The sequence below is a fragment of the Paenibacillus allorhizosphaerae genome (genome assembly GCF_042659105.1).
Classification (GTDB): Bacteria; Bacillota; Bacilli; order Paenibacillales; family NBRC-103111; genus Paenibacillus_G; species Paenibacillus_G allorhizosphaerae.
Genome location: NZ_JBHSRV010000001.1, coordinates 1728388 through 1753889, shown reverse-complemented (window position 1 = coordinate 1753889; position 25502 = coordinate 1728388). Strand labels below are relative to the sequence as shown.

The window sequence follows — 25502 nt, the reverse complement described above, 5'->3', positions numbered from 1 at the left end:
TTTTTGTATTACTTGCTCGAAGGGGAAGGAGACATCTGATGGCTTACGTATTGGAAAGAAAGACGGCCCATGGGAAGCGGGAGCGTGTGCATCATCGGACGCGCAGGCAGTTATGGTGCTTATTGTTCATTGCGCCGCAGCTCGTATTATTTTTACTCTTCACGTTGTACCCGATCATCATGAGTTATGTATATGCCTTTTTCAACTGGAGCGGATTCGGCCCGCTTAAAGATTATGTCGGCTTCACCAATTTCAAGGAGACGCTTCTGGATCCGATCTTCTGGAATGCGTTCCGCAACAGCTTGACGTTCATGCTGTACGTTGTCCTCATTCAGGTGCCGTTGGCACTGCTGTTGGCGCTGCTGCTTAATGTCGGTTGGCTTCGAGGAAAGGCCTTTTACCGCATGATCTATTTCCTGCCGGTCGTAACGACGACGGCGGTTGTCGGTTTGGTGATGCGCTTCATCTTCGGCGCCTACAAGGGGCTTGTCAACGAGGTGCTCATTCGGATTGGACTGCTAAGCACCCCCATCGATTGGCTCGGCTCGGTCGATACGGCGTTTCTGGTCGTTGTGCTGGTAGGCATATGGAAAAGCTTCGGGATGAAGCTGATCTATTGGCTGGCCGGCATTCAATCGCTGCCGAAAGAAGTGTTCGAAGCGGCGAAAATCGACGGAGCGGGTCCGCTGCAAATGCTGCGTTACATTACGATCCCGCTGCTTTTGCCCGTCGGGAGCGTGATTCTGCTGATGTCGGCGGTCAATGCGCTGCATGTGTTCGACCTCGTCAAAGCGATGACGGACGGCGGGCCGGCGTTCAAGACGGATATGGTCGACGTGTATATATACCGCTACGCCTTTTCCGGCAAAGGGGAAGCGCGGGTCGGCTTCGCATCGGCGGCAGGCGTCTTGTACGGCATCGTCGTCATGGTCATATCGCTCGTCCTCGGTTTGCTCGCGAAACGTGCCGGGGGACGCAAAGCAGGGAAAGGCCCGAGGGAGGAAACAACATGACAAAACAAAATATCAAACGTTCGCCGCTAATCCTGCTCGTCCATCTGCTGCTGATCGGGCTGGGGATCGTCTGGATTTATCCGTTCGTATGGATGATTATGGCTGCATTCAAAACAAACAAAGAATATATCAGCTCTGGCATTTCACTGTGGCCGGAACAATTTCAGTTCGCGAATTTCAAGCGGGCCTGGGAAACGGCGCATTTCTCCGTTTACTTCTGGAACACGGTGCTCGTCACGGTGGCGGTCGTCGCGATCGTGATCGTCGTGTGCTCGATGGCGGGTTACGCGGTCGGACGGTACAACTTCAAGGGCAGAATGTTCTTTATTTCGGCCATCACCGCCACCATGTTCATGCCGAAAGGCTATACGATCATTCCGATCTATACACTGGTCAATCAGCTCGGTTTGAACAATACGCTGTGGGGCGTCATTTTGGCGGAGGCCGGAGGGGCGCATGTCCTGTTTATATTATTGTTCGTTGCTTATTTCCGCGGCTTGCCCAAAGAGCTTGAGGAGTCGGCCGAGGTGGACGGGAGCGGCTTTATACGAACCTTCGTCCAAATTATGCTGCCCCTTTCCAAACCGATTATCGCTACGACGGCGATCATGCAGTTTATGTTTACCTGGAACGCGTTCCTGATGCCGCTCGTCTTTACGCTCGGGAAGCCGAAGCTGCGTACGCTTGGGGTCGGCATGTTTCAGTTCGTAGGGGAGAATACGCTCGATTGGACGGGAATGGCGGCGGCGGCCAGCATCTCGCTGATCCCGATCTTAATCGTATTTCTGCTGCTGCAAAAATATTTTATCGAAGGCGTTGCCGGTGCGGTAAAAGCTTAACAGAGACAAAAAGAATTATGCGGAGGTATGGAGCGATATGAAAAACAACTGGAAAAAATCGTTATTGGCCGGGTCAATCGGCGCAGCTTTGCTCGTGACGGTGGGCTGCTCAGGTTCGGCGGATGGGAATGGCGCAGCGGCCGGTGACGGAAAAGAAGCGGTCATCACCTTATGGGGCTTGAGCGACTTTCTGAAGGGCGACGAAAGTCCCGGACAGCAAATGGTCAAAGAGTTCAATGGAAAATATAAAGGGCAGATTCGCGTGGAAGCCCGGTTTATGCCGGCAGCGGAATACAATACGGCGATTCAGGCGGCGATCTCCTCGAACGACATGCCGGATATATACCAGACGCCGTCGAGCTCGGATATTCGCACGTTCGTAGCGAACGGTCATGTGCTTCCTTTCGACGGGCTCGTGTCCGAAGGCTGGAAAAATCGCTTTTTCCCGGGAAGTTTCGTGGAGGGCGTCAACGTGATCGACGGAAAGACGTACAGCTGGCCGCTTACGGGCCCGCAGCTCGGTTCGATCTTGTATTACAACAAGGACGTATTGAAGCAAGCGGGTCTCGATCCGGAGAAGCCGCCGAAAACATGGGACGAGCTGAGGGAAATGGCCAAGACGATTACGGCCAAAGGGAAAGGCGATGTGTATGGCGTCGTGTTCGGAGGCGGCGAATCCGGCGGCAATTCCGGCGTCGTTAACTTCGTCAACGCTTTGGCGGCGGGGACGTCTCCCGAGGCGGCAGGAGGCTTTAATTACAAAACGGGCGAGTACGCCTACGATTCCAAGGCGATGCTCGACTCGTTCGATTTTTTGCTCAAGCTGAAGCAGGACGGCAGCATTCTGCCTTCGTCTTTTACCTTGAAAGGAGCGGAAGCCGGGATCATGTTCGGTCAAGGGAAGGCGGCGTTCCTGATCGACGGCAGAGCCCGGATGTGGATCGTCAAGCGGGATACGCCGGAAGCGAGCTTCGGCCTGGCCCAGGTACCGACGCCGGACGGCAGCAAGCCGACCTATTACTACGTCCCGGTCAACCCGACCGGTTATATGATTTCGTCGAAGACGAAGCATCCGAAGGAAGTCGGCACTTTCCTCGAGAACGGCTTTACGGCCCCAATGTTCTACGATCGCTATCTGAAAAGCGGCGTGGCGCTTACGCCGATCGACAGTATCAATAATAATAAATCGCTGTACCCGTATCCCGAGTTCAATACGTTTATGCAGCTTCATAAAGATCTATTGAGAGTGAGACCGGATTATGCGGTGAGAAATGCGCAAACCGCCAAAGTCATCGTCGAACTCGGCTCGCTCGACCAGCCGAAAGTGAAACCGGGCTTCAACGACATTTTGCAATCCGTCCTGTCAGGGGCGCAAAAGGATGCGGCCGGTCTGCTCAAAGCGTACAACGACAAGTTAAACAAAGGACTGGAAGAAGCCGTGAATAAAGTAAAATCGGCGGGCGGCAGCGTCAGTCTAGGCGATTTCAAATTTCCGAACTGGGACCCGAAAAAAGATTATACGGCCGATGACTACAAAGCGTTGAAATAAACATGGATTAACGGAAGGAGATCGTTCGATGAGCAAGCCGAATATCGTATTTATCGTAGCGGACCAGCACCGGGGGGACTATATGGGCTGCGCGGGTAACCGCGTGGTACGTACGCCGAACCTGGATCGTTTGGCGGAAGGCGGCGTGCGGTTTACGAATGCGTACTGCAATTCCCCGCTTTGCGTCCCGTCCCGCATGTCCATGCTGACGGGACGCTACCCGCATCAAACCGGCGTGTTCGCCAACAGCGATCACCTGGCATCGGACATTCCGACCTTTGTGCACGGGCTTGGACTGGGCGGCTACGAAACCGTGCTGTGCGGCCGCATGCATTTCGTCGGGCCCGATCAGCGGCACGGGTACGAGCACCGGCTCGTCGGCGATATTACGCCGACTTACTTGGGCGGACCGTCTACGGCGTACGGCGATTTGAAAGGCACGTCGGGCCAAGGCTTGCGCTCCATCGAAACGGCCGGCCCCGGCAACAGCCCGGTGCTGGAGTACGACGAGCAGGTGACGCAGGCGTACGAACAATACGTATCCGGGCGCAGCCGCGAGGCGGCTCGGCCTTTGTTCATTACGGTCGGGCTGTATGGACCGCATCACCCGTTCATCAGCCCGCCGGAGCAGTATGAGCAGGCGGTTCGGGCAATGGAAGCGGCCGATGCGCCGATTCCTCCCGATTCGCTTCCCCGTCATCCGTGGCTCGATCATTGGTTTCGCCGGCTGAAGGCGGAGCAAATTACGCCCGGGCAGCTGTTCGAGGCAAGGGCCAACTATATCGGCCTCGTGAATCGGCTTGATCAATTGGTCGGGCGGATCGTCGAAGCGTCGGCGGCGCTGCCGGGGGACACCTGGATCGTCTACGTATCCGATCACGGGGAGATGGCAGGAGACAAGGGCATGTTCTGGAAGCGCAGCTTCTATGAGGGCGCGCTGCGCGTACCGATGATCTGGCATCCGCTGCGGCACAGCGGTTCGGACGGAATCGTCAGAGGCGCAGCAGTCGATACGCCGGTTAGCCTGGTCGACCTGGCGCCGACCTTCCTCGGGGCGACGCAATCGCCGGCGCCATCCACCTTGACCGGGAACGATTTGTCTCCACTGCTGTTCGGCACGGATCAGGCCGGAACGGTGTGGGAGCAGGAACCGCCGGTGTTCGGCGAACTGCTGACGCCGCAGGATTCGGCGATCCGCATGGTCCGGCAAGGCGCGTACAAGCTGGTTTACTACCATAACTACCCGCCTGTGCAGTTGTTCGATCTTCAGAGCGATCCTCACGAAACGACGAATTTGGCTGAACTTGAAGAGTACCGGGAGCTTGTGCAGCGGTTGATCGGACTGGCGCTGCAGGGCTGGGACCCGGATTCGCTGATCTCGTCCTCCTTGCAGCGTCATGCGGATCAGGCCTTCCTCGCCCAATGGGGCAAACAGGTCGGGCTGGAGCGGCATGAGGTGTGGAATCCGGAGGCGGTCCCCGGCGCTGATGCAACCGGCGCTGCGCAGCGGGAGATCGCAGGGACAAAGGAGGGAGCTTGACCGTGGCGGAACATGTACATAAGCTTTCATGCTGCTCCATAGGTCGTCGCGGCAATGAAAGGGCTGAAGCGGAGGCGGCCGCTGCCTTGGCGATCCAAGGCCATGGAGGGATTGAGCGGCGGAACGATCTTGTTGCTTCGCCTTCTGGAGCAACTATCGCTGGAATCGGCGCAAGCGCAGCGCAATCGATGGTGTATCTGGCAGGCGGCACATTCCTTATGGGCACCGACGATACGGAAGGCTTTCCGGCCGACGGGGAAGGACCGGTCCGCGAGGTGGAGCTTTCCCCGTTTTATATCGATAAAACGACGGTTACGAACGCAGAATTCGCGGATTTCGTGCGGGATACGGGATATGTAACCGAGGCGGAACGATTCGGATGGTCGTTCGTGTTTCATTTGTTTGTTCCGGATTCCGCCCGCAAGGCGGATGCCGCGAGCGTACCTGGAGTCCCCTGGTGGCTCGCCGTCCCGGGGGCAAGCTGGCGGAAGCCGGAGGGTGAGGGCACGGGCATCGACGAACGGATGGACCACCCGGCGATTCACGTGTCATGGAACGATGCCGCCGCGTACTGCGGCTGGGCCGGCAAACGGCTGCCGACGGAAGCGGAGTGGGAATACGCCGCCCGGGGCGGGCTGGTGCAGAAACGGTATCCGTGGGGCGATTTGCTGAAACCGGGCGACGAGTACTTATGCAACATTTGGCAAGGAAAGTTCCCCGATAAAAATAACGCAAGCGACGGCTATATCGGGACGGCGCCTGCGCTTTCTTTTCCTCCGAACGGTTACGGCTTATACAACGTGGTAGGCAATGTGTGGGAATGGTGTTCGGACTGGTTCAGCCCGAACCCTGCAGCGGCGGCCGGTTCGGCGAAAAATCCGAAAGGCCCCAAAACCGGCGTGAATCGGGTGATGCGGGGTGGATCTTACTTGTGCCACAAGTCGTACTGCAACCGGTACCGGGTCGCTGCGCGCAGCTCCAATACGCCGGACAGCTCGACCGGCAATCTCGGCTTCCGCTGTGTGCGGGACCCTTAAGAATGAGGCAGCTTATCATGTAAATGTTGGGCGGCTTGAAGTAAAATAATAGCAAACGGGTTAGAGGAGAGTGTACGGGTCATGGCGAAAAGAAATGCACAACCGAATGTTATCGTCTTTTTTACCGATCAGCAGCGCTGGGATACGACAGGAGCACACGGCAATCCGCTGGGTCTCACACCGAATTTTGACCGCATGGCGGCGAGCGGTGCGCACTTGTACCACTCTTTTACATGCCAGCCTGTATGCGGACCTGCCCGGTCCGCGCTGCAAACCGGCCTATATCCGACGACCACGGGCTGCTTCCGCAATTCGATTCCGCTGCCGGAAGGGTCCAAGACGCTGGCGCATTATTTCCGCGAGGCCGGCTATACGACGGGGTATATCGGCAAGTGGCATTTGGCCGACGAGAATCCGGTTCCCGAATCGAAGCGGGGCGGCTATGAGTATTGGCTTGCGGCCAATGCGCTGGAACGGACATCGGATGCGTACGATACCGTTGTGTTCGACAACGACAACGAGCGTGTGAAGCTGCCCGGCTACCGGGTAGATGCGCTGACGGATGCGGCGATCCGGTATGTCGACCGGCATCAAGACGAGCCGTTCTTCCTGTTTGTTTCGTTCCTCGAGCCGCACCATCAAAACCACCGGGACGATTACCCTTCGCCCGACGTGTACGCGAATGCTTATACGGGCCGATGGACTCCGCCGGATTTGGCGGCGCTCGGGGGTACGAGCGCACAGCATTTGGACGGCTACTACGGCATGGTGAAACGTCTCGACGAAGCGCTCGGCCGCGTGCTCGACACTTTGAAAAGTTTGGCGCTGACGGACGATACGGTCGTACTGTTCACCTCCGATCACGGCAACCATTTCAAGACGCGTAACGGCGAGTACAAGCGATCGTGCCACGAAAGCTCGATTCGCGTGCCGACGGCATTTACCGGACCGGGCTTTACGAGCCGGGGGCAAATCCGCGAGCTGATCAGTCTGATCGATTTGCCGCCGACACTGCTCGATGCCGCAGGCATTCCGGTTCCCGCCTCGATGCAGGGCCGATCCCTTATGCCGCTGCTGCGCCGGGAGACAGCCGACTGGCCGGAAGACGTCTTCGTGCAAATCAGCGAAGCGCAGACCGGCCGCGCGATCCGGACGAAGCGGTGGAAATATTCGGTGTCCGCCCCGGATTCAAACCGGAACAGCGCTTCGTCCGACGCTTATGCGGAGGAGTTCCTGTACGATCTTCAGGCCGATCCGTATGAGCTGACGAATCTGATCGGCTTTCAATCGCACCGGCAGACCGCCGAAGTGCTCAGGCAGCGGCTGCTGCAGCGTATGGCCGAAGCGGGCGAGGCGCCTGCGGAGATCATTGCTGCCGAAGAGAAGAAGAGCGGCCAACGCCGCGTAACGGAGCAGGAAACCCGGCTTTAGGCTACCCGACAAAGGAGGAATACCGAATGAGCAACAGCATCGTATTCATGTCCGACGAGCATAATCCGTTTTATTCTGCCGTGTACGGCCATCCCTTCCTTCGCACGCCGAACATGGAGCGTTTGGCGGCGGAAGGCACCGTGTACGAGAATGCGTATTGTCCTTCGCCGCTTTGCTCGCCGAGCCGCTCCGCGTTTATGGCTGGCTTGCGCGTGCATGAGCTGCAAACGTACAGCAACTGCAACGTCGGGCTGCGAACCGACTTTCCGACCTACGGCAAAGTGCTGCATGATCAAGGCGTTTATACCGTCCATTTCGGCAAAACGCATGTATATGACGCAGGCCAGCGGCTCGGCTTCTCGGAAATTCATCACAGCAAAGACCAGAAGAAGCCCGGCGACACGAACTTCAGCCGCAGGCCGCTCGCGGTCCGCAAAGATGCCGCACAGCGTGCGGACGGCTACGGCGTAAAAGAAACCGCTTTTGACGGCGATTTAAAAGTAATAAACGATGCGCTCCAGTGGCTGCGTGAAGTGGCCCCGACGTTAGAGCAGCCATGGTGCCTGACCATTAATTTGCTCAATCCGCATTTCCCGCAGTGGAACACGCAGGAGTATTGGGATTTGTATCCCGAGGGTGGCGACCTGCCCCGCTATGGAAAAGAGGAAGCAAGCGCGAATCATCCGTATGCGAGCGATTTGCGAAGTCACTTCGAAGCGGATTTGTTTACCGAAGAGCAGGTGCGCGGGCTGAGAAGAGGTTATTTGGGCAATGTGGCGTTTATTGACGATCAAATCGGAAGATTGCTCGGTGTATTGCAGGAGAACGGACTGAAAGAAAGCACGAATGTCATTTATACATCGGATCACGGGGAGATGCTCGGCAAGTTCGGCATGTGGTGGAAATGCTCGTTATATGAGGACTCCGTACGAATTCCGTGCATTGCGGCCGGACCGGACTTTGCCAAAGGCAAACGGGTAGAAACGCCTGTCGATACGCATGACGTGCAAGCCTCGCTGTTTTATGCCGCAGGCGCCATAAGACCGGAGCATTGGGCCGGGGAACCGCTGCAAACGGTGAGCGTACGGGACGCGGAGCGAGTTGTTTTCTCCGAATACCATGGGCATGGCACGAGATCGGGGGCTTACCTGATCCGCAAGGGAGACTGGAAGCTGATCTATTATACCGAAGCGCCGCATCAGTTGTTCCATCTGCGGGAAGACCCGGAAGAGCTGAACAACGTGTTCACGCAATATCCGGAAAAAGCGGTTGAGCTTGAGACCGAACTTCGACGCATTTGCTCGCCGGAGCTGGAGGATACGCGGGCGCATCAGTTTCAGCAGGAGCAGCTGCGATTATTGAGGGAAACCGATAAAGGCAGTTCGTCGGTCGAAGCGATATAATTTGATTCGTTAATTTGGTAATTAGTGTAAAAATACAAAAACAATCCGCAGCCCTTTCCTGAGAAGGTGCGCGGATTGTTTTTTGTGTTCCGTCATGATCATACAGCATCGGGGGCATCCAAGATCCGTTCTATTCCTTTTTATCCTTTTCCTGCAGCACCCGCAAATAATCGTCAAGGCGGTCGAATCGTTCTTCCCACATGCGGCGAAAAGACTCCATCCACGTGTCCAGCTCAACGAGCGGTTCGGCCCGCAGCCTGTATATGCGCCGATTGGCGTCCGGATGTACCTCGACAAGCCCGGAATCGCTTAGTACACGAAGATGTTTGGAAGCTTGCGGCTGGCGAAGTCCAAGCTCGTTGGCAATTTCCCCTACCGTAAGCGGTCCGTTGCGCAAAAGCTCGACAATTTGCAAGCGATTGGGCTCAGCAAGTGCGCTCAAAGTTGTTAATTTCCCGCCCATACGCATTTCTCCCTTCATACTATTAAATATACATAATATGGAATATTCCTGTCAAGGTATATTGATATCTCTCGATATATATCACAAACATGAGCTGTAGGATTCTAATTCATATTATTTCCAATTGTGTTATGATGAGGTGATATTCGCCAAAATAAAATAACATTGGAAAGGACGAAAACAATGACTCCATATATTGAAGGAATCGAATATACGGAAATTCCCGTTTCCGATTTGGAACAAGCTTTGGACTGGTATTGCAATAAACTGGGGGCGAAACTAGGTTTTAGAAATAAAGATCTTGCCTATGTTGATTTTGCGATGGGACCAAGCTTGTTTTTGGTAAAGACCGCTGACGATACATCGGCGACTTTCCTTGTTAACGGGGAGGACCACTACACGATCGGTTTTAGAGTGAGAAATATCGTTGGATTTCACGAGCACCTCCTGCAACTGGGGGCAAAAGTGGGGAAAATCATTGACGAGGGGAACATAGGCAAGTTTTTTACGTTTTACGATCCTTTCGGAAATATGTTTGACGTACATCAGCCCGTCCGTTCACGTAAATAGTTCATACTGGTGGCGGCAATATTTGATTGCTTATTTGGAGCGTAGTTCAAGGGCTGTAGCGATGCAGTGGATGTAACGTATTAGTTAGTTAATATTGGGGGCTCGCCATGAAAAAGAAGTTCGCCGACGAACCGGGATGGTTTCGAATCTATGAAAAAAGCTATGTGCAAATGTACGTTGAAGAAGCGTCGTTTACCGGCTATGTCTCCCTACTGACTTTAAAAAAAGTCGAAGAGCCGATTTGCGTAAATTACGGGGGCGGCGATTTGTGCATTGTAGATAACGATTACGAGTGGTTAATGCTATTCCCGATACATCGCAAGTTCGCGGTGACGGCATCAATAGATAACCATGGCAACATCGTTCAGTGGTATATCGATTTGATTAAAGATATGGGGTTAACGGAAGCGGGGGTCCCATATATCGAAGATCTTTACTTGGATATTGTTTATTTGCCTGATGGATGCGTCTATGTATTGGATGCAGATGAATTAGAGGATGCCTTGGAAAAAGGAACCGTCTCCGAAGAGGACTATATAACGGCCAAAGAGACGGCTGCACAATTAGTCAAAAACTTGCAGAACGAAAATAATCTCATGATGGCAGAAACACTAAGATTTTTGGGATTGGTCAAACATGCAACGTCATGAAATGCACTCCCTATGTACGAACCTGAACATACTGCTCTTCTCTTAAATGAAAATAGTCTTCAATCCGATATTGGGCTAGATCGATCACCCGATGAGGGGCATCGTTTTTTTGACGCCGTTCATTTCCTATCGAACAAGTGTAAATCTCAAACGTTTCATGATTTTTCCCATAATCTTGAATGAGCCGAAACAGTTCCTTGATGCATTTGAGATTCACTTCGTACTCTTCCGGGTACAACGTCATCAGTAGTGGACTCAAATTGAATTTTCCCCAATTGGGGTAGAGTTCACAGACGTAAGAATTGGTAAAATGCCGCGTGATCATTTCGTTCCACGGCTGAAGCGCTCGAATAATAATTCCCGCTGCGCGTTCAGGGGAATCGTATATCGCTGTTTCGTCGGCTTGAACATGGGATAAGTCGAGGATCTGATCGAGCGGGATGCTTCCTTCAGGAATGACGGCCGATTTAAATCGAATTGATTTGATCGGCTTGCTGCCGCTCTTATCTTCCGCCGACTTTACGCTTCCCCGTTCTCCCAGAGGCAGTTCACGGGGGGAACCGATATAGTAACAATGACTCATGCAAACTCTCCTTTCAACTCACTAGCTACAATGAGCTACTTTTACACCACACGAACATTTTTCCCCCGCTCTTCAAAGCCTGCCTTCAGATATACCCGCAAGGCATCGTCAGGCTCGGGATCGAGCGTCCATAAGCCTTCATGGTTGATGTACAGCTTGAGAGCGCCAAGAGCTATTAACCGGCGTATGCTTTAGCCAGCCCTTTTCTCCTGTAGCTTTCTTTCGTTCCGAAAGGCTCGATGACGGCTATATGGTTGGGTTTATCATGCCAAACATTGGCAAATGCAGCTACTTGATTATTCGGATCGACCACGACCAGATAGAGCTCATGCTGTACGTTGGATTCTCCATTAAACGAAGATATTTCTCCAATTGAGGTACGCCATGCCCGATGCTACTCCGATTATAAGGTAAGCGGCAGCCATATTCATTGGAAAAAATGATTATAAGCAACAGAACAATTTCATTATAGTTTTACAGCAATAATGAAATGTTTGGATACGGTTGCTTTTTCTATAATCAAAAGTACAGCGGTGGGAATTACCAGCAAGGGGGATTCGGATGGATGTAAGGTTTGATATTTCGGTTACAAGGAGGGTATATGGAGCTGGAACGCGATAAGAAAGAAACAACATCGATGAGCCGAAGAACATTTTTTACAGGTTTAGGCGCGGCAGGCATCGGTTTGATTGCGGGGAGTACGTTGACGGGGATGGGGAACGCGGCGGCCGGACAGAGCGTAACCGATTCGGTGTACGGCAATAACGGCGATCCGCCGTTGGGCTGCTGCACCGAGTACAACGTGAAGGACAAGGGAGCGAAGGCCGATTACTTTCTGGCCGACGGAACGTTCAATCCGAATCCGACGAACAATACGCTGCCGTTCCAGCAGACGTTCGATGCGATCGAAACGGGAGGAGCGGTCTATATTCCTGCCGGCGCGTATTACGTCACAGGCAATGTGACGGTCAGCGGGAAGCACGTGGCGCTGATCGCCGAAGGAGTACGCCTATACGGCGGCGGAACGTTTCTGCTCGATGCGCCGACAGGCGCGGCGGGGGCGGCAAGCGATGTGACGGCAGGGGACTATCGGTTGACAACCGCCGTATCCGCTGCGGCCGGCGACTTCGTCGAAATAGCGGGCACGATCGCGCATTCGCTTTATACGCCGAGCCGCTATGCCGCGACAAAGTTTATCGCAAAAGTCGTTGCTGCGGCCGAAGGCACTCTGACGCTCGACCGAAACATCATGTTCAGCTTGACTGGAGTTACGGTGGCTCGAATCACTCGCCCCTATACGCTGCACGTTTCCGAAGGGCTGTCGCTTCATTCCGTCGGCATGTCCGTCAGCCGTTGTATCGGCGGAACGGTAAGCGTTTCCATGACGGGGGTGCGGGTAGCGTCCAGCTCGGGCATCGCCGTCTCGAAGTGCTGCGATCTAAGCTTGCGGGTGCAGGCGACGGACTTGCTGTCCACGCACACGGTCGTGCTGCAGGACAGCAACAACGTCAGGCTGGGCGTCACTGCCGCAAGGTGCGGCCAAACGGACGGTTCTTCCGTGAAGGTTATACGCGCCAACGGCATTCAAAATGCGACCATCGACGCCCTATGTAACGGCAGCTTGACAGGAGACAGCACCATTTACGGTAGCCGGAACGTCCGGCTCCATATCGAATCCGTCGGCAGCGGACGTTACAACCGGGAAACGAACGTTACGGGCGGGAACCGGCTGGAGGCGGTGCAGTTTTCGGAGTGCAACGATATTACGGTCACCGGGAGCTTAACCGAAGTGGATGACCAGGCGATCGAGTTTCTTTCCGTCGAACGCGGTGTCATTCAGGCCAAGGTCAGTACGCTGCCCGGCAGCACGGAAGGCGCTATCGTCATTAAAGGCAAGTCCAAAGAGGTCGATATCGTGAACCCGGTCATCCGCTGCTGGAATCCGTACGGGATCAAATTCGAGTATGTCGACGGGATGCAGGGATACCACAAGGTTATCTACCCGGACATCGTCAATCTGAACGATACGTCCCACACCGGGATTTTCATAAGAGACGCGCAGACGGCGCTTGACGCGAACGTGACCGTACTGGGCGGGGTAATTGAGGCGAATACCCCATTCATTGTGAACCCCAATCATAACAAAGTGACGATAAAAGATACGATCATCGAGTGCAAAGGCGGATACGGCGTGCAAATGAACGGCGACTTCGGTATCGTCGATAACGTGGCCGTCACCGGCACCACGACACGGGCGGTTGTCGTGAACGGAGCGAATACAACCGTATCCAGGGTTCGTTCTCACTCGCTCCTATATGTTCGAAGCGGGGTAAGGCCCGGCTTTTCGATCGGCAAATACAGGAGCAACGACGTGAGCCAAATTTATTTCGATCAAGGCAGCTGGCATATTCGTGCAAGCCAAGGAAAGTACGAGGCGCCTTCGGCGCCGACGGAATACGCCTGGAGCACGGGAGATGTGCTTTATAATCAAGCACCGGTCGAAACGGGGGCGGCCGGGAGTAAGTATATCGTCACCGGCTGGGTATGCACGGCATCTGGAACACCCGGCGTCTGGTCGCAGCTAAGGGCACTGACCGGGAATTAACCGGGATCAAGCCCGTTCGGGCTTGTCTGTCTATATTTTGTGCGGAACTGCTTCGGCGTCATTTCCACGTGTTTCTTGAAGATCATGCCGAAATACGGGTAGCTGTTGAAGCCGACCATCATCGCAATATCCGAAATGGTCAGGTCCGAGCGGGTTAGCAGCCTTTTGGCATGGTGGATGCGTGTATACAGGATGAATTTGCTAATCGTATCGCCGGTCGTTTTTTTGAACAGATGGCATAAGTAGTAAGGGGTTATGAAAAACATTTTGGCGAGCTCATCGAGAGAAACGTCTTCGGCATAATGCTCGGATAAATAGTTGATGACGTTTTCGACGATGGCATTGGTGGAGCTGCCGGACGCTTTGGAATCCGGTTCTTTGCCGGAATGAAGCAGCCGATAAATTTCGAAGAGCAGCCGGTTCAAATAAACGCCGAGCATTTGGTCGAAGCCATACTCCCGGGTAGAGTACTCCTCGTGCATGCGGGACAATATAGCGGATATGTGCGAATGCTCCTTGGCATTCAAGCGGATGTGCATCTTATCCGGATGGTGCGCTCTCTCGAACATCTCGAGCCACTTCTTCTTGGTGCTGGAATGCAGAAACTCCGGCAAAAAATTAATGACGGTCCGGGTAAACGGACGGCCTTGGGCGGGAATCGGCTTATGAATCTCGTTCTCTCCGATCAAAAAGATATCGAATCCGTCGATCGTATAAATCCGGCCGTCTGTCAAAAAATTGCCGGTGCCGTCATGGACGAAATACAGCTCATACCCGTTGTGGGAATGAAAATTCATGCGAAAATGCAAGTCGGTCCAGCGATGTTTAATAAAGAAGGGCAAATCCTTCAAATCATTGTTGACCATGCTGTCTACAAAAGGTTCCGAATCATGAACGTTCATCACGAGCCTCCTCCCACGACCTCAATTGCACATTCCTCATAGTAAAATCGGATATGAAGCAAGCATGCCTTGCGTGTAGTACGCGCTTTAAATTTGGTTTAATCATATACGAACGCCTTGGTATTCTGGAAGCGTTTTACTTAGAAATGAAAAAAAATTTATTTATTTTGATCAATCGGGAGGGTTCAATATGACCTATACAAAGAAGAGCAGGTCTGCTTGGCTGGCCGGTGTAATGTCACTGGCGCTAGGAATGGCGGGGTGTGCGCAAGGAGGCCCGGCAGGTGGGAATGCGAATCCGGCTCCGTCGGATAAAGGCAAGAACGAGCCTGCGGCGATGAGTACGGAACCGATCACGCTCACGGTATTCAACACGAGCATGGGGGATGAATTGTTCAAAACCGCGTTCGAAGAGCCGATCAAAAAGAAATATCCGTTTATTACGATTCAAGTGGTGAAACGGGCGAAAGGCTCCATGATCGAAGACCTTGTGGCGGGGGGCACGGTGCCGGACATTCTTTTCCTCGACAGCGGTGCGGATATTATTACGTACAAAGACTTGGACGTTCCGCTTGACATGACGCTGCTCGCCAAAAAATACAACTTCGACCTGGGCCGGATCGACCCGGCCGTAATCGATGATATGAAGGCGTATGCAGGTGCAGGCAATGAAGGAAAGCTGCTCGCATTGCCCCGCTCGATCAATGTGGAGGCGCTGTTTTACAATAAAGATATATTCGATAAATTCGGCGTACCGTATCCGAAGGATGGCATGACGTGGGACGATGCGATCGAGCTGGCCAAAAAAGTGACGAAGCTGGTGGACGGCGTGCAGTTTCGCGGCATCGGCATCAATGACAACATCTTGATCCCTTACAATCAATTATCTCTGCCGCTTCTCGACGCGAATGACAATGCGGTGGTCAATACCGATCCGTGGAAAAACTGGTTCGGCACAATGAAGCGGATTTACGAGATGGACGGCGGCAAGCTCGCTTCACAAGATTACGGAAAAGCGTCGCAGTATTATTTGAAGGACAAAACGCTCGCCATGTTCGCTTCGACGACGATTTTCGGATCGCTGCCAGAGGCGATCAAAGGAGGCCTCAACTGGGATGTGGTCGCGCTCCCGACCTTCAAGGAGGCTCCCGGCCGAACGATCCAAATGTTCGCCCCCGGCATGGCGATCTCCAAAACCAGCAAGTATAAGGAGCAAGCCTTCCAGGCGATCGCGCATATTTTATCGGATGAAGTGCAGACGGCGGAGATTAAGCAGGGAAGAATGACCGTGTTGAAAAACCAGGAGATCAAGAAGGAGTACGGAAAGGAAAACCCGATACTGGAAGGCAAAAACCGCGAAGCTTTAATTAAAAATCAGCTTGCCCCAACAAGAAAGCCGGTGTCGAAATATGATTCCGTAGCCGCTCCCGTCATGCAAGCGAAATTCAAGGAAGTTGTCGTGAACGACAAAGACGTCAACACTGCGCTAAGAGAAGCAGAAGAACAGATCAATCAGCAGATTGCCAAGCTGAAAGTTAAATAAACGATATACGAAATGGGAAAGAAGGCGATCATTTCATGCTGGCAGCCAAGCTTGTAACGAACGCGCAAACCGGCCGCACGATCCATTCCGTCGGCAGCGAACAATCCCATACGGTTCACGGGTATTTTACCGCTTCTTCGTGGAGAAGCAACAGCCGCGACCTGATCGTATCGGCGAACGTGAATCCGGACACGTACCGATGCCGGTACGTGCTGTACAATACGGAAACCGGCGGCAGCAAGGTTTTGGCCGAGAACGTTCCGTACGAGGCGGGGACATCCGCGTCCGACGATCATTACTATTACTGCGTCGGCAACAAAATTCTTGCCGTCGATTACAACAGTGCTCACGTTCGCGAAATATGTACGGTCGATGAAGAGATGAAACTGGTCGGTCCCGTGTCGATCTCAAACGATTGCATGACCGTATCGGTCATAGGCAGCCGGGAGGAGCACACGCTTGTATTATCAATCGACGTTCCTACCGGCGAATGGCGCGTTGCTATCGACCCGTTGTTTGCCAAGCCGTTTCCGATAGCGAGCCACGCCATGGTGAATCCGGTCTATCCGGTCTCATCTTCTACGCGCATGAAGGAGCGACCGAGCACATACCGGACCGGATCTGGGTTGTCGATGCGAAGACAGGCAAGGCGGACAATATTTTCAAGCAGAAGCGGCTGGATGACGGCACGGTCGGCGAATGCGTAGGCCACGAAATGTGGTCGCATGACGGCGAGCGATTGTATTTCGTCAAATACGGAGTCAGTCCGCTGACTCCGACAGGAATATATTACGTAACGAAGGACGGGGAGCGCTGGGGCTGCGTCAACAGCGAGCATGTCCATTGGCACGCTGCCGTTAGCCCCGACGGGCGCTGGACCGTATCGGATACGGGACCTGGAGGGACGCGAAGCCGAATCGTGCTAACCGACGTACGGAACGGCAAGTCCGCCGTTCTGTGCGAGATCGACCGCTGGAAGCATCATCCCGGCCATCCCCATCCGTCGTTCAGTCCCGACAGCAGCAAGGTGGCGTTTACTTATGAGGATGAAAGCGGGTTTTTACGGGTCGGCTGCATAGATATTGACTCAGTGCTGTAGCCGGTATTGTGAATCAATATCACTCACGAAACGAATCGTTTGCCCTTGGTGACATTCTCTCACCAAGGCTTTTTTTTGTTACCGGGAATTTTATAATGGCGGATATTTTTATTTTACTGTACCTTATCGAGGACTTGAACCGGAGTGGGAATGAATAAAATAAACTGTTCGAGTAACCTGGAGGTATCACCAACACGTTTCAGTTAGATTCGACCGGAAATACCCCGTAAGATAGCGACCGATCGATAGGAATGAAAGGGAGTGAAAACCATGGCCACGATCCCGATTATTGAAAAGATCCTGTCAACGGGAGAGCACGTTGTCATCCGGTCCGCAGCGCCCGCAGATGCTTTGAACGCCTATCATATTCAGCGATCGGTTGTGGACGAGAACGAATTTGTCATCACGCAGCCTCATGAATTGCGCAATTCGGAAGAAAGCTACCGCGGTTTAATCGATAAAATCTCCAGAAGCGAAAAGGAACTGTTCATCGTCGCTGAGGTGAACGGCGAGGTCGCCGGCTGGCTCGTTTTTCATACACCCTCCTTGCAGCGGCGAGCTCATTATGGTGAATTTGGCATGATGTTGTTTCGTCAGTGGAGGGGAAAAGGGATTGGAAAGCTATTGATTTCCGCTATGCTGGGTTGGGCTGAATCTCACCCGGTCATTGAAAAAGTCGGACTGGAGGTATTTTCTACGAATGAGCATGCGATCCGGCTCTATCAAGGTTTTGGTTTTCTGGAGGAGGGCAGGCGTATGCGGCAAATCAAGCTCGGCTCAGGCAGCTATATCGATTTGATTCTCATGTATAGAATGGTCAGCGAATAAGGCGCTGACTGGCGGGAAGACTGCTCCTGCTTCGAACATGCACGGGTAAAGTTTAACCTCAAACGGAAGTTTCTCTACTGGTACGCAGCGTCATGTTTGTATAATAATCCCACTGGAAGGAGTGAAGCTTGTGAAAGAAAACGACCATCTCCTCATGATCCAAAAGCAGTGGGATGCGTACCACCCGGAATACATGGAAGCGATTCTGAAAGACAGGCCCGATTATTACAAGTTTTTTGCCGAAGGCGGGGTGGACGATTCCTTTGAATTTCGTCTATTGGGCGATGTTCGGGGACTTCGACTGCTCGACACTTGCTGTGCCTGCGATGCCAGCCAAGCATTCACGTGGACAAATTTGGGCGCAAAGGTGACGGCGTGCGACATTCGCGAAGTAGCGATCGAAATCGCTAAGAAAAATGCCGCAATCATGGATTTGGACGTGGATTTTCAAGTAGCCGATGCCCAAACCTTGCCACCCATCCCGAATGACGCCTACGATATCGTTTACGCCACCTATTTGGTCTGGTACGAAGACATCGAGAAAGCGTTCAAGACATGGTACAGGGTGTTGAAACCAGGGGGACGCGTATTATATGCAGGAGTGCATCCGTTGAGCAAGTTGTTGCAAGAAAATAACGGAATGCTGGAGATTAAGCGCCGTTATCACGACAGAGCGCCGCATTACTATCGATTTGACGCAACCGCAGCCGGAAGAAGGTTCGGTGTCAATGTGAACAAGCCGACCGTCAATAATTTTTCATACGATGGCCGATATCGTCAATGCGATTTCCGAAGCCGGTTTTACAATAGAACGCATGGTCGAAACGGAAGTGCAGGGCAGTACAATGAAATCGTATTTGCCTGATGAAATCGCCATCGTCGCGAAGAAACACATTTGATTACGGGAATGAAAGGAAACCGAACGAGGCTCGCTTTGAAAAAAGCCTTGCTTATTGCAGCCGGTCGACTATAATAAGAGTAAATATTTGGTATGTGCGACTGGCGTAAACGTGGTGAACCACGAGGGAGCACATACGGACAAAGCCGTACGCCTGGGCAAAGTGTTCGATCTTCGGATCGAATGCTTTTTTATTTTCTAGGAGGTGCACGTATGGATCATTTCAAAGACTTTTCTACGGCTGTCAATTGGATTGAGGGGATCGTTCCTTTCGGCATCAAACCGGGCTTGAAACGAATGGACATGCTGCTCGATAAGCTGGGGCATCCGGAACGCGGGCTGTCATTCGTTCATGTCGCCGGTACGAACGGCAAAGGCTCGACGTGTGCGTTCTTGACAGAGATGCTTCTAAGAAGCGGGTACTCGGTAGGAACGTTCACCTCGCCATGCATTGAACGTTTCACGAACCGGATCAAATGCAGCCGCGTAGATATCCCCGAGCACGAGGTGCTTGCGATTACGAATCGGTTGAAGCCTTTAGTGGATGAGGTCGCGCAGTCCGATCTTGGTCACCCTACGATGTTCGAAGTGACGACTTGTATGGCATTCGTTTATTTTTCCCAAGTTCGGCCCGATTTCGTCGTCCTGGAAGTAGGTCAAGGCGGCAGGCTGGATTCGACGAACGTCATTACGCCGCTCGTTTCCGTCATAACGAATATCGGTCATGACCATATGGCCGTATTGGGGGACTCGCTCGAAAAGATTGCCTACGAGAAGGCCGGCATTATCAAGCGCGGTATCCCTGTCGTAAGCAGCGTGGAGCAGGAAGAAGTGATCGGAGTCATTCGGCAGCGTAGTGAAGCTCAAGGTTCCCCACTGTATTTGTTGAAGCGGGATTTCGATTTTGAGGAGGTATCCTCCAAGCTTAACGAGCAAGTTTTCAACTTCCGGAGCGCGTTCGGGCGCCGTGAACGGTTGCAAATCTGGCTGAACGGACGGCATCAATTCAAGAACGCGTCGGTTGCGCTCATGGCTTTGGAGGTATTGCGGGCCGGGCACGGCATAAGCTTGTACGGGCTCGAAGAAGGATTAGCCCGAACGGAGTGGGCCGGCCGGCTCGAGATGGTCTCCAGCGAACCGCGAATCGTACTTGACGGAGCGCATAATCCGGAAGGAGCTCAGACGCTCGCGGATGCACTGCGTACGATCTATTCATATAATCGATTGAACCTGATGATGGGCATGCTGAATACGAAGGAGCATACGGAATACCTCAAGCACATGTTACCGTTAGTCGATACGCTTATTGTTACCGAACCGGCGTTTCGGAATCAGATGCCTGCAAACGATCTACTTCAATTGGCGCGGCGCATCGCCGATGAACATCATTTGCAAATCCGGATGTATGTGGAGCCGGAATGGAAGAACGCGCTGAAATTGCTTTATGATGTAACAAAGAAAGATGACCTTGCCGTGGTTTCCGGGACGCTGTACCTTATTTCCGATGTCCGATCGTGGATACTATATAAGGTGGAATCATATAAAGGCTTTTGACCCGAGCGCTTCCCCACAATAAGGCTGTGGCTTGTTGCAGCAATCGGACTTCGACGTTTGATACGGTTATATGCAAAGCAAGGCTGCCGGCCATATTCTTAGCTCGGCAGCCTTGCTTCATTTAAGGGAGAGGGCGTATGTCGAAACCGGCGATCCCGTTAGCCATGCTGCGATTGAATTGATGCATCTGAATTTCGGATGATCCGTTCATGATCGTATATTGCAGATGAGCGCCTTCCTTTTGTCTTAAAAAATAAGATCCCGGCTTCAGCGCAGCGCCGTTGCGATCCTTGCCATCCCAGCTCCAGGCCGGCGATTGAACGCCCCAAAACATGTCGTTATTCGCTCCGGGAATCGGAAGCCCGTTGATATGGGCCGGGCCGTCCTTCAAAGGGGTGTGTTCGATGGAGCCTTCCCATACGACCTCCCTGTTTCCGTCTTCGCTTCCTCTCACCATTTCCAAATCGATCTTGAACCCGTTTAACAGAACCAGATCCTGCTCGCCGACGTTATAAATCGAAGCTTGAAATTGATACTTGCGGTCTTCCAAAGGCTTGTTTTCCTCAGGATTTACTTCCTTCATGTTCAACATGAGGGAGAGTGGAGCATCTCTATGATTGCCGGGCTGCATCAAGTAGGTCAAATGCCATGCTTGCCCCGCCGAACCGCGGTCCGGAGAACCCAATGTTACGCTGCTCTGCTCGTTCGTCCGGCCTTGGTTGTATTCGACCTGCTGCCCGAGCTGCTCGGAGAAAAATCGGAGGGGGACGTAAGTCTGATTGTTGTAGTTCAGGACCGGACTTTCCGCAGGAAGCGCCGGAGCTTTCCCATTGATGAATACTTGAATGGGAAATAACACGGCTTTCACGGCATCGGTCGCAAAAGCGGTCGTCGTACCGGCGATCAGCAGGCCGGCGCTCATCGCAAGCGTTAATGGAACTCTTTTCAAGGCGGCACACACTCCATCGTTTTAAACGTTAATCGTTCTAACAAATAAACGCAGTCCGATCGGTCTTTGTTGCATTGGAAACGGGATTGATTTCCCATAAAAAGGGTGGTATAATTCAGTTGTGGACGAAATAAGTCCCTACGGGACATTATATGTCCCATAAATGATAGGAGAGGGAGCGATAGTATGGGAAACATTGCAATCCATGGATTCGGGAGAATTGGCAGAACGGCCACGAGAGCCGCGCTTTTAAAAAACATGTTTGTTCCATTTTCAATCTCCGATATTAAAGACAGTAAAGCATTGGCAAGCTTGTTTGCATACGATACGAACTACGGCAAGTATCCGGGCCATGTAACGGCTCAATCCGATCGATTCATCATAGACAATAACGAGATTGCATATCTGAATTCGAAAGACGCATTGCCGGATTGGGGAGCGCTGGGCGTCGACGTCGTTATCGACTGTACGGCAAGAGCGACGACTCGAAGCGGCGCCCAGGCACACTTGGATCGCGGGGCAAAGAAAGTGCTCGTAAGCGCTCCAAGCAAGTCGATGGAGGACTGCGATGCGATTCTGCTGCCGGGCATTAACTTGGAAGATTATAACCCGTCACAGCATCACATTATTAGCATGGGAAGCTGCACCACCAATGCGCTGGCTCCGGTAGTGAAAATCATCGGGGAAAAGCTGGGGATCAAGAGCGGATTTTTCTCTACGGTGCATGCCTACACCAACAGCCAATCTTTAACCGACCAGCCTATGAATGCGATGAGAGACTCCTGGGCGGCGGCCGAGAACATTATTCCTTCCTCTTCGGGCGCAGCCAAAGCGCTTAAATTTATATGGCCGGAACTCAATATTACCGGTAAAGCGTACAGGGTACCCGTTCGTACCGGCAGCATCGTTGAGGTGAATGTGCAAGTGGAAAAAAGCACTTCGCGTGAAGAAGTGAATGAAATGTTCAGAACGGCTGCGAGTAGCGATCAATTACGCGGCATATTATCCGTCCTTGAGGACGAGTTTTCTTCCGCCCGGATCGTTGGCGAACACCATTCATCGATCATTGATCTTCCGTTAACCCAAGTACTCGATGGAAACTTGTTATCCGTTGCTGCTTGGTATGATAATGAAATGGGCTACGCCACCCGATTGGTGGAAGCAGCACTTTATTTTTCCCGGCAATGAGATAATGTTAGCGAAGGAACAACGGATAAGAAGCCTTTCGGTTGAAAGGCTTCTTGGCATGAATGCGAGCGGAGTCTGATTTCAGGCGGTAACGAAGCGGATCCATCCCAATACCGCAAAACAGAGCAGCACGGTACCCGCGCCGATTCCGGTAATCGCACTGCTCGCGACGTTAAGCTTTTTGGAGACGAATAATGAAATGACCGACACCGCGATGAGAAGTACGGCCAGAAGATATAAGCCGGCATCTTGAAATACGCTTTTTAGCCAGAAAAAATGAACGCCCACAATAAAAGCAATCCATGGAGCGACAACATTACTACGTTTATTTTTTAGCAGCCAGAAAGCGCCGATACCAGCCAAGAAAAACTCAATGAAGACGAACAGCAAGTAATGATCGTATGCGCCGGGCTCCGACAAGGCCGTGCCTGCGTCCCAATGCGTTATGCTTAAATAAATACCGAATAAGCCAACCAGCAGCGAAATGCCGGAAGCGATGCCGAGATACAGGCGCCAGCTTGGTCTCGGGTTTTCCAGCGCCCAGCCGAACCAGCTGCAGCTAAATATGCCGAAAATGGCCGTATACATCGCATAATCCCGTATGTAATCCATCGTACAGCCCCCTCTATCCGTTTCGTCTATTAGTTTATAAACGCAATTCGGGTGGCGATGGTTGCAATGAATCAAGCTGCAAAACGTTCGGCTGCATGATGCAAGGGGCTTTATTAGTTGACTATGCGCTACAAATAGTGTAAATTAAAGCAAATTACGAAAACAATGGCTTTGACCAAGGACATGAGGTTCATATCGTCGGTTACAGAGAAGAAGCCCCCGGGTGAAAGGCTTCTCCATACGAATGAATGCTCCCCGCCTTGCGAGCTGTAGCGGTGAAATCGAGTATCCGCTGCCGGCACCGACCGTTAATCGGGCAGAGGATCGCTATTGCCTGCGATTAAAACTGGGTGGTACCACGACACATTCGTCCCTGATGAATGTGTCTTTTTGTTTTTCATTTCATTTTTAGAAGGAGTGATTTTCGATGCGACAGTCGTCCCTATTTTCCAGCACGTTACGTGAAGCTCCGTCGGATGCCGAAGCCGTAAATCATCAGCTTATGCTCAGGGCTGGGTTTATCAGACAGCTTGCTGCGGGCATTTATACGTACATGCCGCTGGGCAGGCGGGTATTGCGCAAACTGGAGCAAATCGTGCGAGAGGAAATGGATCGCGCGGGTGCACAGGAAATGCTGATGCCGGCGCTGCAGCCTGCCGAGCTGTGGAAGCAATCGGGCCGCTACACCGTATACGGGCCGGAGCTGATCAGGCTGAAGGACCGTCATGACCGCGAGTTTGCCCTCGGTCCTACGCATGAAGAAGTGATCACCACTTTGGTAAAGAACGAGTTCAGCTCCTATAGGAGACTGCCCGTAGCCGTGTATCAAATCCAAACAAAGTTCCGGGATGAGCCTCGTCCCCGGTTCGGGCTGCTGCGCGGCAGAGAGTTTTTGATGAAAGACGCATATTCCTTCGATGCCACCTGGGAAGGTCTGGATACATCGTATAGGAGAATGTACGACGCGTACGTACGGATTATGGAGCGCTGCGGATTAAACTACAGGGCCGTCGAGGCCGATGCAGGAGCGATTGGCGGCGAAGGCGGCACGCATGAATTTATGGCGCTGGCCGACATCGGCGAGGACACGATCGCAGCTTGCACATGCTGCGGCTACGCGGCGAATCTGGAGAAAGCGCAGTCTCGTGCCGAGAGCCATACGTACACGGACGCTGAGAGAAACCGGATGGAGAAGATCCATACGCCGCATGTTCGTACCATTGAGCAATTGAAGCAGTATTTGCACGCGGAGCCTCGGGACATGATCAAAACGCTCATTTATATGGCCGATGGGAAGCCGCTGGCCGTATTGGTTCGCGGCGATCATGAAGTGAATGAGACGAAAGTGAAGAACGAAGTCGGCGCGCTGGAATTGGAGCTGGCCGATGCTCAGACGACCACAGCCGCTACCGGCGCACCCGTAGGATTTGCAGGGCCGGTAGGGCTGCAAATACCGGTTCTTGTCGATGCAGCCGTTGCGCAGATGCCATGCGCCATCGCCGGGGCGAACGAAGCGGACTATCACTGGAAGCATGTCGTGCCCGGCCGCGACTTTCCGGTCGAACGCGCAGGCGACTTCCGAAACGTGAACGAAGGCGACCGCTGTCCGCAGTGCGAAGACGGCTCGCTTCAATTGTTCAAGGGCATCGAAGTAGGTCATGTGTTCAAGCTCGGCACCAAATATAGCGAAGCTTTAGGCGCACGCTACTTGGATGCGAACGGCAAAGAGCAGCCTATCATTATGGGCTGTTACGGCATCGGCGTGTCCCGGATGCTGTCGGCGATCATCGAGCAAAATCATGATGAGCGGGGCATGATTTGGTCGCCGGCGATTGCGCCTTACCATGTGCATATCATTGCGGTATCGATCAAGGACGAAGTCCAGATGCGCCTTGCGGAAGAGCTATACGCCCGTTTGCGCGAGCGTGGAATCGAAGTGCTGCTCGACGATCGCGATGAACGAGCCGGCGTGAAATTTAACGATTCCGAGCTTATCGGCATCCCGATACGGGTGGTTGTCGGCAAGCATGCCGCGAATGGGAACGTGGAATATGCGGAGCGCAAAGACAACGAGAAGCAGCTCTTGTCCAAGGAGGAGGCATTCTCCCGGATTATGGAAACGTTAGAGCCGATATTGGCAAGGAGCAGGTAAGCAACTAGTGAAATACGACTTAGCAAGCGTTTGGCGACGAAAAAAGGAAGCGGTCTATATGATCGAATCAAGACCGCTTCCTCACAGGATTGTA

The 25502-nt window shown here is 52.9% G+C and carries 24 protein-coding genes and 1 riboswitch; of the genes, 18 read left to right on the top strand and 6 right to left on the bottom strand.

Translation table 11 applies throughout. The features are described 5' to 3' along the window. The first annotated feature begins 38 nt into the window (after nucleotides 1-38). From ACFQI7_RS07715 to ACFQI7_RS07685, 7 genes are all read left to right on the top strand, one after another. Nucleotides 39-1013 carry a carbohydrate ABC transporter permease gene (locus tag ACFQI7_RS07715; protein WP_218098681.1) on the top strand — a complete coding sequence of 325 codons (975 nt, stop codon included), beginning with the start codon at nucleotides 39-41 and terminating at the stop codon, nucleotides 1011-1013. Then, a complete protein-coding gene (locus tag ACFQI7_RS07710; RefSeq protein WP_218098680.1) occupies nucleotides 1010-1852 on the top strand; it encodes a carbohydrate ABC transporter permease in 843 nt (280 codons plus the stop codon). Before ACFQI7_RS07715 ends, ACFQI7_RS07710 begins: the two co-directional genes overlap by 4 nt. 37 nt (nucleotides 1853-1889) lie before the next feature. Further along, nucleotides 1890-3401, top strand: coding sequence for an ABC transporter substrate-binding protein (locus tag ACFQI7_RS07705; RefSeq protein ID WP_218098679.1), 1512 nt, complete (start codon nucleotides 1890-1892; stop codon nucleotides 3399-3401). 28 nt (nucleotides 3402-3429) lie between these two features. Beyond that, entirely contained in the window at nucleotides 3430-4941 is a 1512-nt protein-coding gene (locus ACFQI7_RS07700) for a sulfatase-like hydrolase/transferase (RefSeq protein WP_218098678.1), read from the top strand. 155 nt (nucleotides 4942-5096) lie between these two features. After that, the gene (locus ACFQI7_RS07695; protein WP_377516757.1) at nucleotides 5097-5978 is read left to right on the top strand and encodes a formylglycine-generating enzyme family protein; all 882 of its coding nucleotides are present in this window, start codon (nucleotides 5097-5099) and stop codon (nucleotides 5976-5978) included. An 81-nt stretch (nucleotides 5979-6059) separates the two neighbouring features. After that, nucleotides 6060-7409: a sulfatase-like hydrolase/transferase gene (locus tag ACFQI7_RS07690; protein ID WP_218098677.1), complete on the top strand. Its 1350-nt coding sequence runs from the start codon at nucleotides 6060-6062 to the stop codon at nucleotides 7407-7409. A 26-nt stretch (nucleotides 7410-7435) separates the two neighbouring features. Continuing rightward, nucleotides 7436-8812 (top strand): sulfatase-like hydrolase/transferase, encoded by a 1377-nt coding sequence (locus tag ACFQI7_RS07685; RefSeq protein ID WP_218098676.1) that lies wholly within the window; start codon nucleotides 7436-7438, stop codon nucleotides 8810-8812. Between the two features lie 130 nt (nucleotides 8813-8942). Here ACFQI7_RS07685 and ACFQI7_RS07680 read toward each other — a convergent pair whose 3' ends face one another. After that, nucleotides 8943-9275, bottom strand: a complete 333-nt coding sequence (locus ACFQI7_RS07680; protein WP_377516736.1) for an ArsR/SmtB family transcription factor — start codon at nucleotides 9273-9275, stop codon at nucleotides 8943-8945. Nucleotides 9276-9458: 183 nt separating this feature from the next. Between ACFQI7_RS07680 and ACFQI7_RS07675 the strand changes: the two genes are divergently transcribed. Together ACFQI7_RS07675 and ACFQI7_RS07670 are read left to right on the top strand one after the other, a co-directional pair. After that, on the top strand, nucleotides 9459-9845 hold the full coding sequence (locus ACFQI7_RS07675) for a VOC family protein (protein ID WP_218098674.1): 387 nt from the start codon (nucleotides 9459-9461) through the stop codon (nucleotides 9843-9845). 107 nt (nucleotides 9846-9952) lie between these two features. Continuing rightward, entirely contained in the window at nucleotides 9953-10495 is a 543-nt protein-coding gene (locus ACFQI7_RS07670; RefSeq protein ID WP_218098673.1) for a DUF402 domain-containing protein, read from the top strand. 10 nt (nucleotides 10496-10505) lie between these two features. Here ACFQI7_RS07670 and ACFQI7_RS07665 read toward each other — a convergent pair whose 3' ends face one another. Together ACFQI7_RS07665 and ACFQI7_RS07660 are read right to left on the bottom strand one after the other, a co-directional pair. Then, a complete protein-coding gene (locus ACFQI7_RS07665; RefSeq protein WP_218098672.1) occupies nucleotides 10506-11078 on the bottom strand; it encodes a hypothetical protein in 573 nt (190 codons plus the stop codon). Between the two features lie 175 nt (nucleotides 11079-11253). Then, nucleotides 11254-11391: a GNAT family N-acetyltransferase gene (locus tag ACFQI7_RS07660; protein ID WP_230414868.1), complete on the bottom strand. Its 138-nt coding sequence runs from the start codon at nucleotides 11389-11391 to the stop codon at nucleotides 11254-11256. 288 nt (nucleotides 11392-11679) lie between these two features. Here ACFQI7_RS07660 and ACFQI7_RS07655 point away from each other — a divergent pair, with 288 nt between their 5' ends. Next, entirely contained in the window at nucleotides 11680-13683 is a 2004-nt protein-coding gene (locus ACFQI7_RS07655; RefSeq protein WP_218098671.1) for a hypothetical protein, read from the top strand. Here ACFQI7_RS07655 and ACFQI7_RS07650 read toward each other — a convergent pair. Continuing rightward, the gene (locus tag ACFQI7_RS07650; protein ID WP_218098670.1) at nucleotides 13680-14585 is read right to left on the bottom strand and encodes an AraC family transcriptional regulator; all 906 of its coding nucleotides are present in this window, start codon (nucleotides 14583-14585) and stop codon (nucleotides 13680-13682) included. The two genes, ACFQI7_RS07655 and ACFQI7_RS07650, sit on opposite strands and share 4 nt — an antisense overlap. A 190-nt stretch (nucleotides 14586-14775) precedes the next feature. Between ACFQI7_RS07650 and ACFQI7_RS07645 the strand changes: the two genes are divergently transcribed. The 6 genes from ACFQI7_RS07645 to ACFQI7_RS07620 all read left to right on the top strand — a co-directional run bounded on the left by ACFQI7_RS07645 (nucleotide 14776) and on the right by ACFQI7_RS07620 (nucleotide 20507). After that, entirely contained in the window at nucleotides 14776-16128 is a 1353-nt protein-coding gene (locus tag ACFQI7_RS07645) for an ABC transporter substrate-binding protein (RefSeq protein ID WP_218098669.1), read from the top strand. Between the two features lie 35 nt (nucleotides 16129-16163). Beyond that, nucleotides 16164-16835, top strand: coding sequence for a hypothetical protein (locus ACFQI7_RS07640; protein WP_218098668.1), 672 nt, complete (start codon nucleotides 16164-16166; stop codon nucleotides 16833-16835). 8 nt (nucleotides 16836-16843) lie between these two features. Then, on the top strand, nucleotides 16844-17227 hold the full coding sequence (locus ACFQI7_RS07635) for a TolB family protein (protein WP_218098667.1): 384 nt from the start codon (nucleotides 16844-16846) through the stop codon (nucleotides 17225-17227). A gap of 270 nt (nucleotides 17228-17497) precedes the next feature. Further along, nucleotides 17498-18055, top strand: a complete 558-nt coding sequence (locus ACFQI7_RS07630; RefSeq protein WP_218098666.1) for a GNAT family N-acetyltransferase — start codon at nucleotides 17498-17500, stop codon at nucleotides 18053-18055. A 130-nt stretch (nucleotides 18056-18185) separates the two neighbouring features. Next, nucleotides 18186-18920: a class I SAM-dependent methyltransferase gene (locus ACFQI7_RS07625; RefSeq protein ID WP_218098665.1), complete on the top strand. Its 735-nt coding sequence runs from the start codon at nucleotides 18186-18188 to the stop codon at nucleotides 18918-18920. A gap of 120 nt (nucleotides 18921-19040) precedes the next feature. Next, a riboswitch (ZMP/ZTP riboswitch) is annotated at nucleotides 19041-19120 on the top strand. Nucleotides 19121-19166: 46 nt separating this feature from the next. Continuing rightward, nucleotides 19167-20507 carry a bifunctional folylpolyglutamate synthase/dihydrofolate synthase gene (locus tag ACFQI7_RS07620; protein ID WP_218098664.1) on the top strand — a complete coding sequence of 447 codons (1341 nt, stop codon included), beginning with the start codon at nucleotides 19167-19169 and terminating at the stop codon, nucleotides 20505-20507. Between the two features lie 121 nt (nucleotides 20508-20628). Here the strand turns inward: ACFQI7_RS07620 and ACFQI7_RS07615 are convergent, their stop codons facing one another. Then, nucleotides 20629-21456 carry a stalk domain-containing protein gene (locus tag ACFQI7_RS07615; RefSeq protein ID WP_218098663.1) on the bottom strand — a complete coding sequence of 276 codons (828 nt, stop codon included), beginning with the start codon at nucleotides 21454-21456 and terminating at the stop codon, nucleotides 20629-20631. A gap of 186 nt (nucleotides 21457-21642) precedes the next feature. On the opposite strand from ACFQI7_RS07615, the gene ACFQI7_RS07610 reads away from it, so the two are divergent. Then, on the top strand, nucleotides 21643-22644 hold the full coding sequence (locus tag ACFQI7_RS07610; protein WP_218098662.1) for a type I glyceraldehyde-3-phosphate dehydrogenase: 1002 nt from the start codon (nucleotides 21643-21645) through the stop codon (nucleotides 22642-22644). Between the two features lie 81 nt (nucleotides 22645-22725). Here the strand turns inward: ACFQI7_RS07610 and ACFQI7_RS07605 are convergent, their stop codons facing one another. Then, on the bottom strand, nucleotides 22726-23256 hold the full coding sequence (locus ACFQI7_RS07605; protein ID WP_218098661.1) for a hypothetical protein: 531 nt from the start codon (nucleotides 23254-23256) through the stop codon (nucleotides 22726-22728). 427 nt (nucleotides 23257-23683) lie between these two features. Here ACFQI7_RS07605 and ACFQI7_RS07600 point away from each other — a divergent pair, with 427 nt between their 5' ends. Further along, nucleotides 23684-25408: a proline--tRNA ligase gene (locus tag ACFQI7_RS07600; RefSeq protein WP_218098660.1), complete on the top strand. Its 1725-nt coding sequence runs from the start codon at nucleotides 23684-23686 to the stop codon at nucleotides 25406-25408. Nucleotides 25409-25502 lie beyond the last annotated feature (94 nt).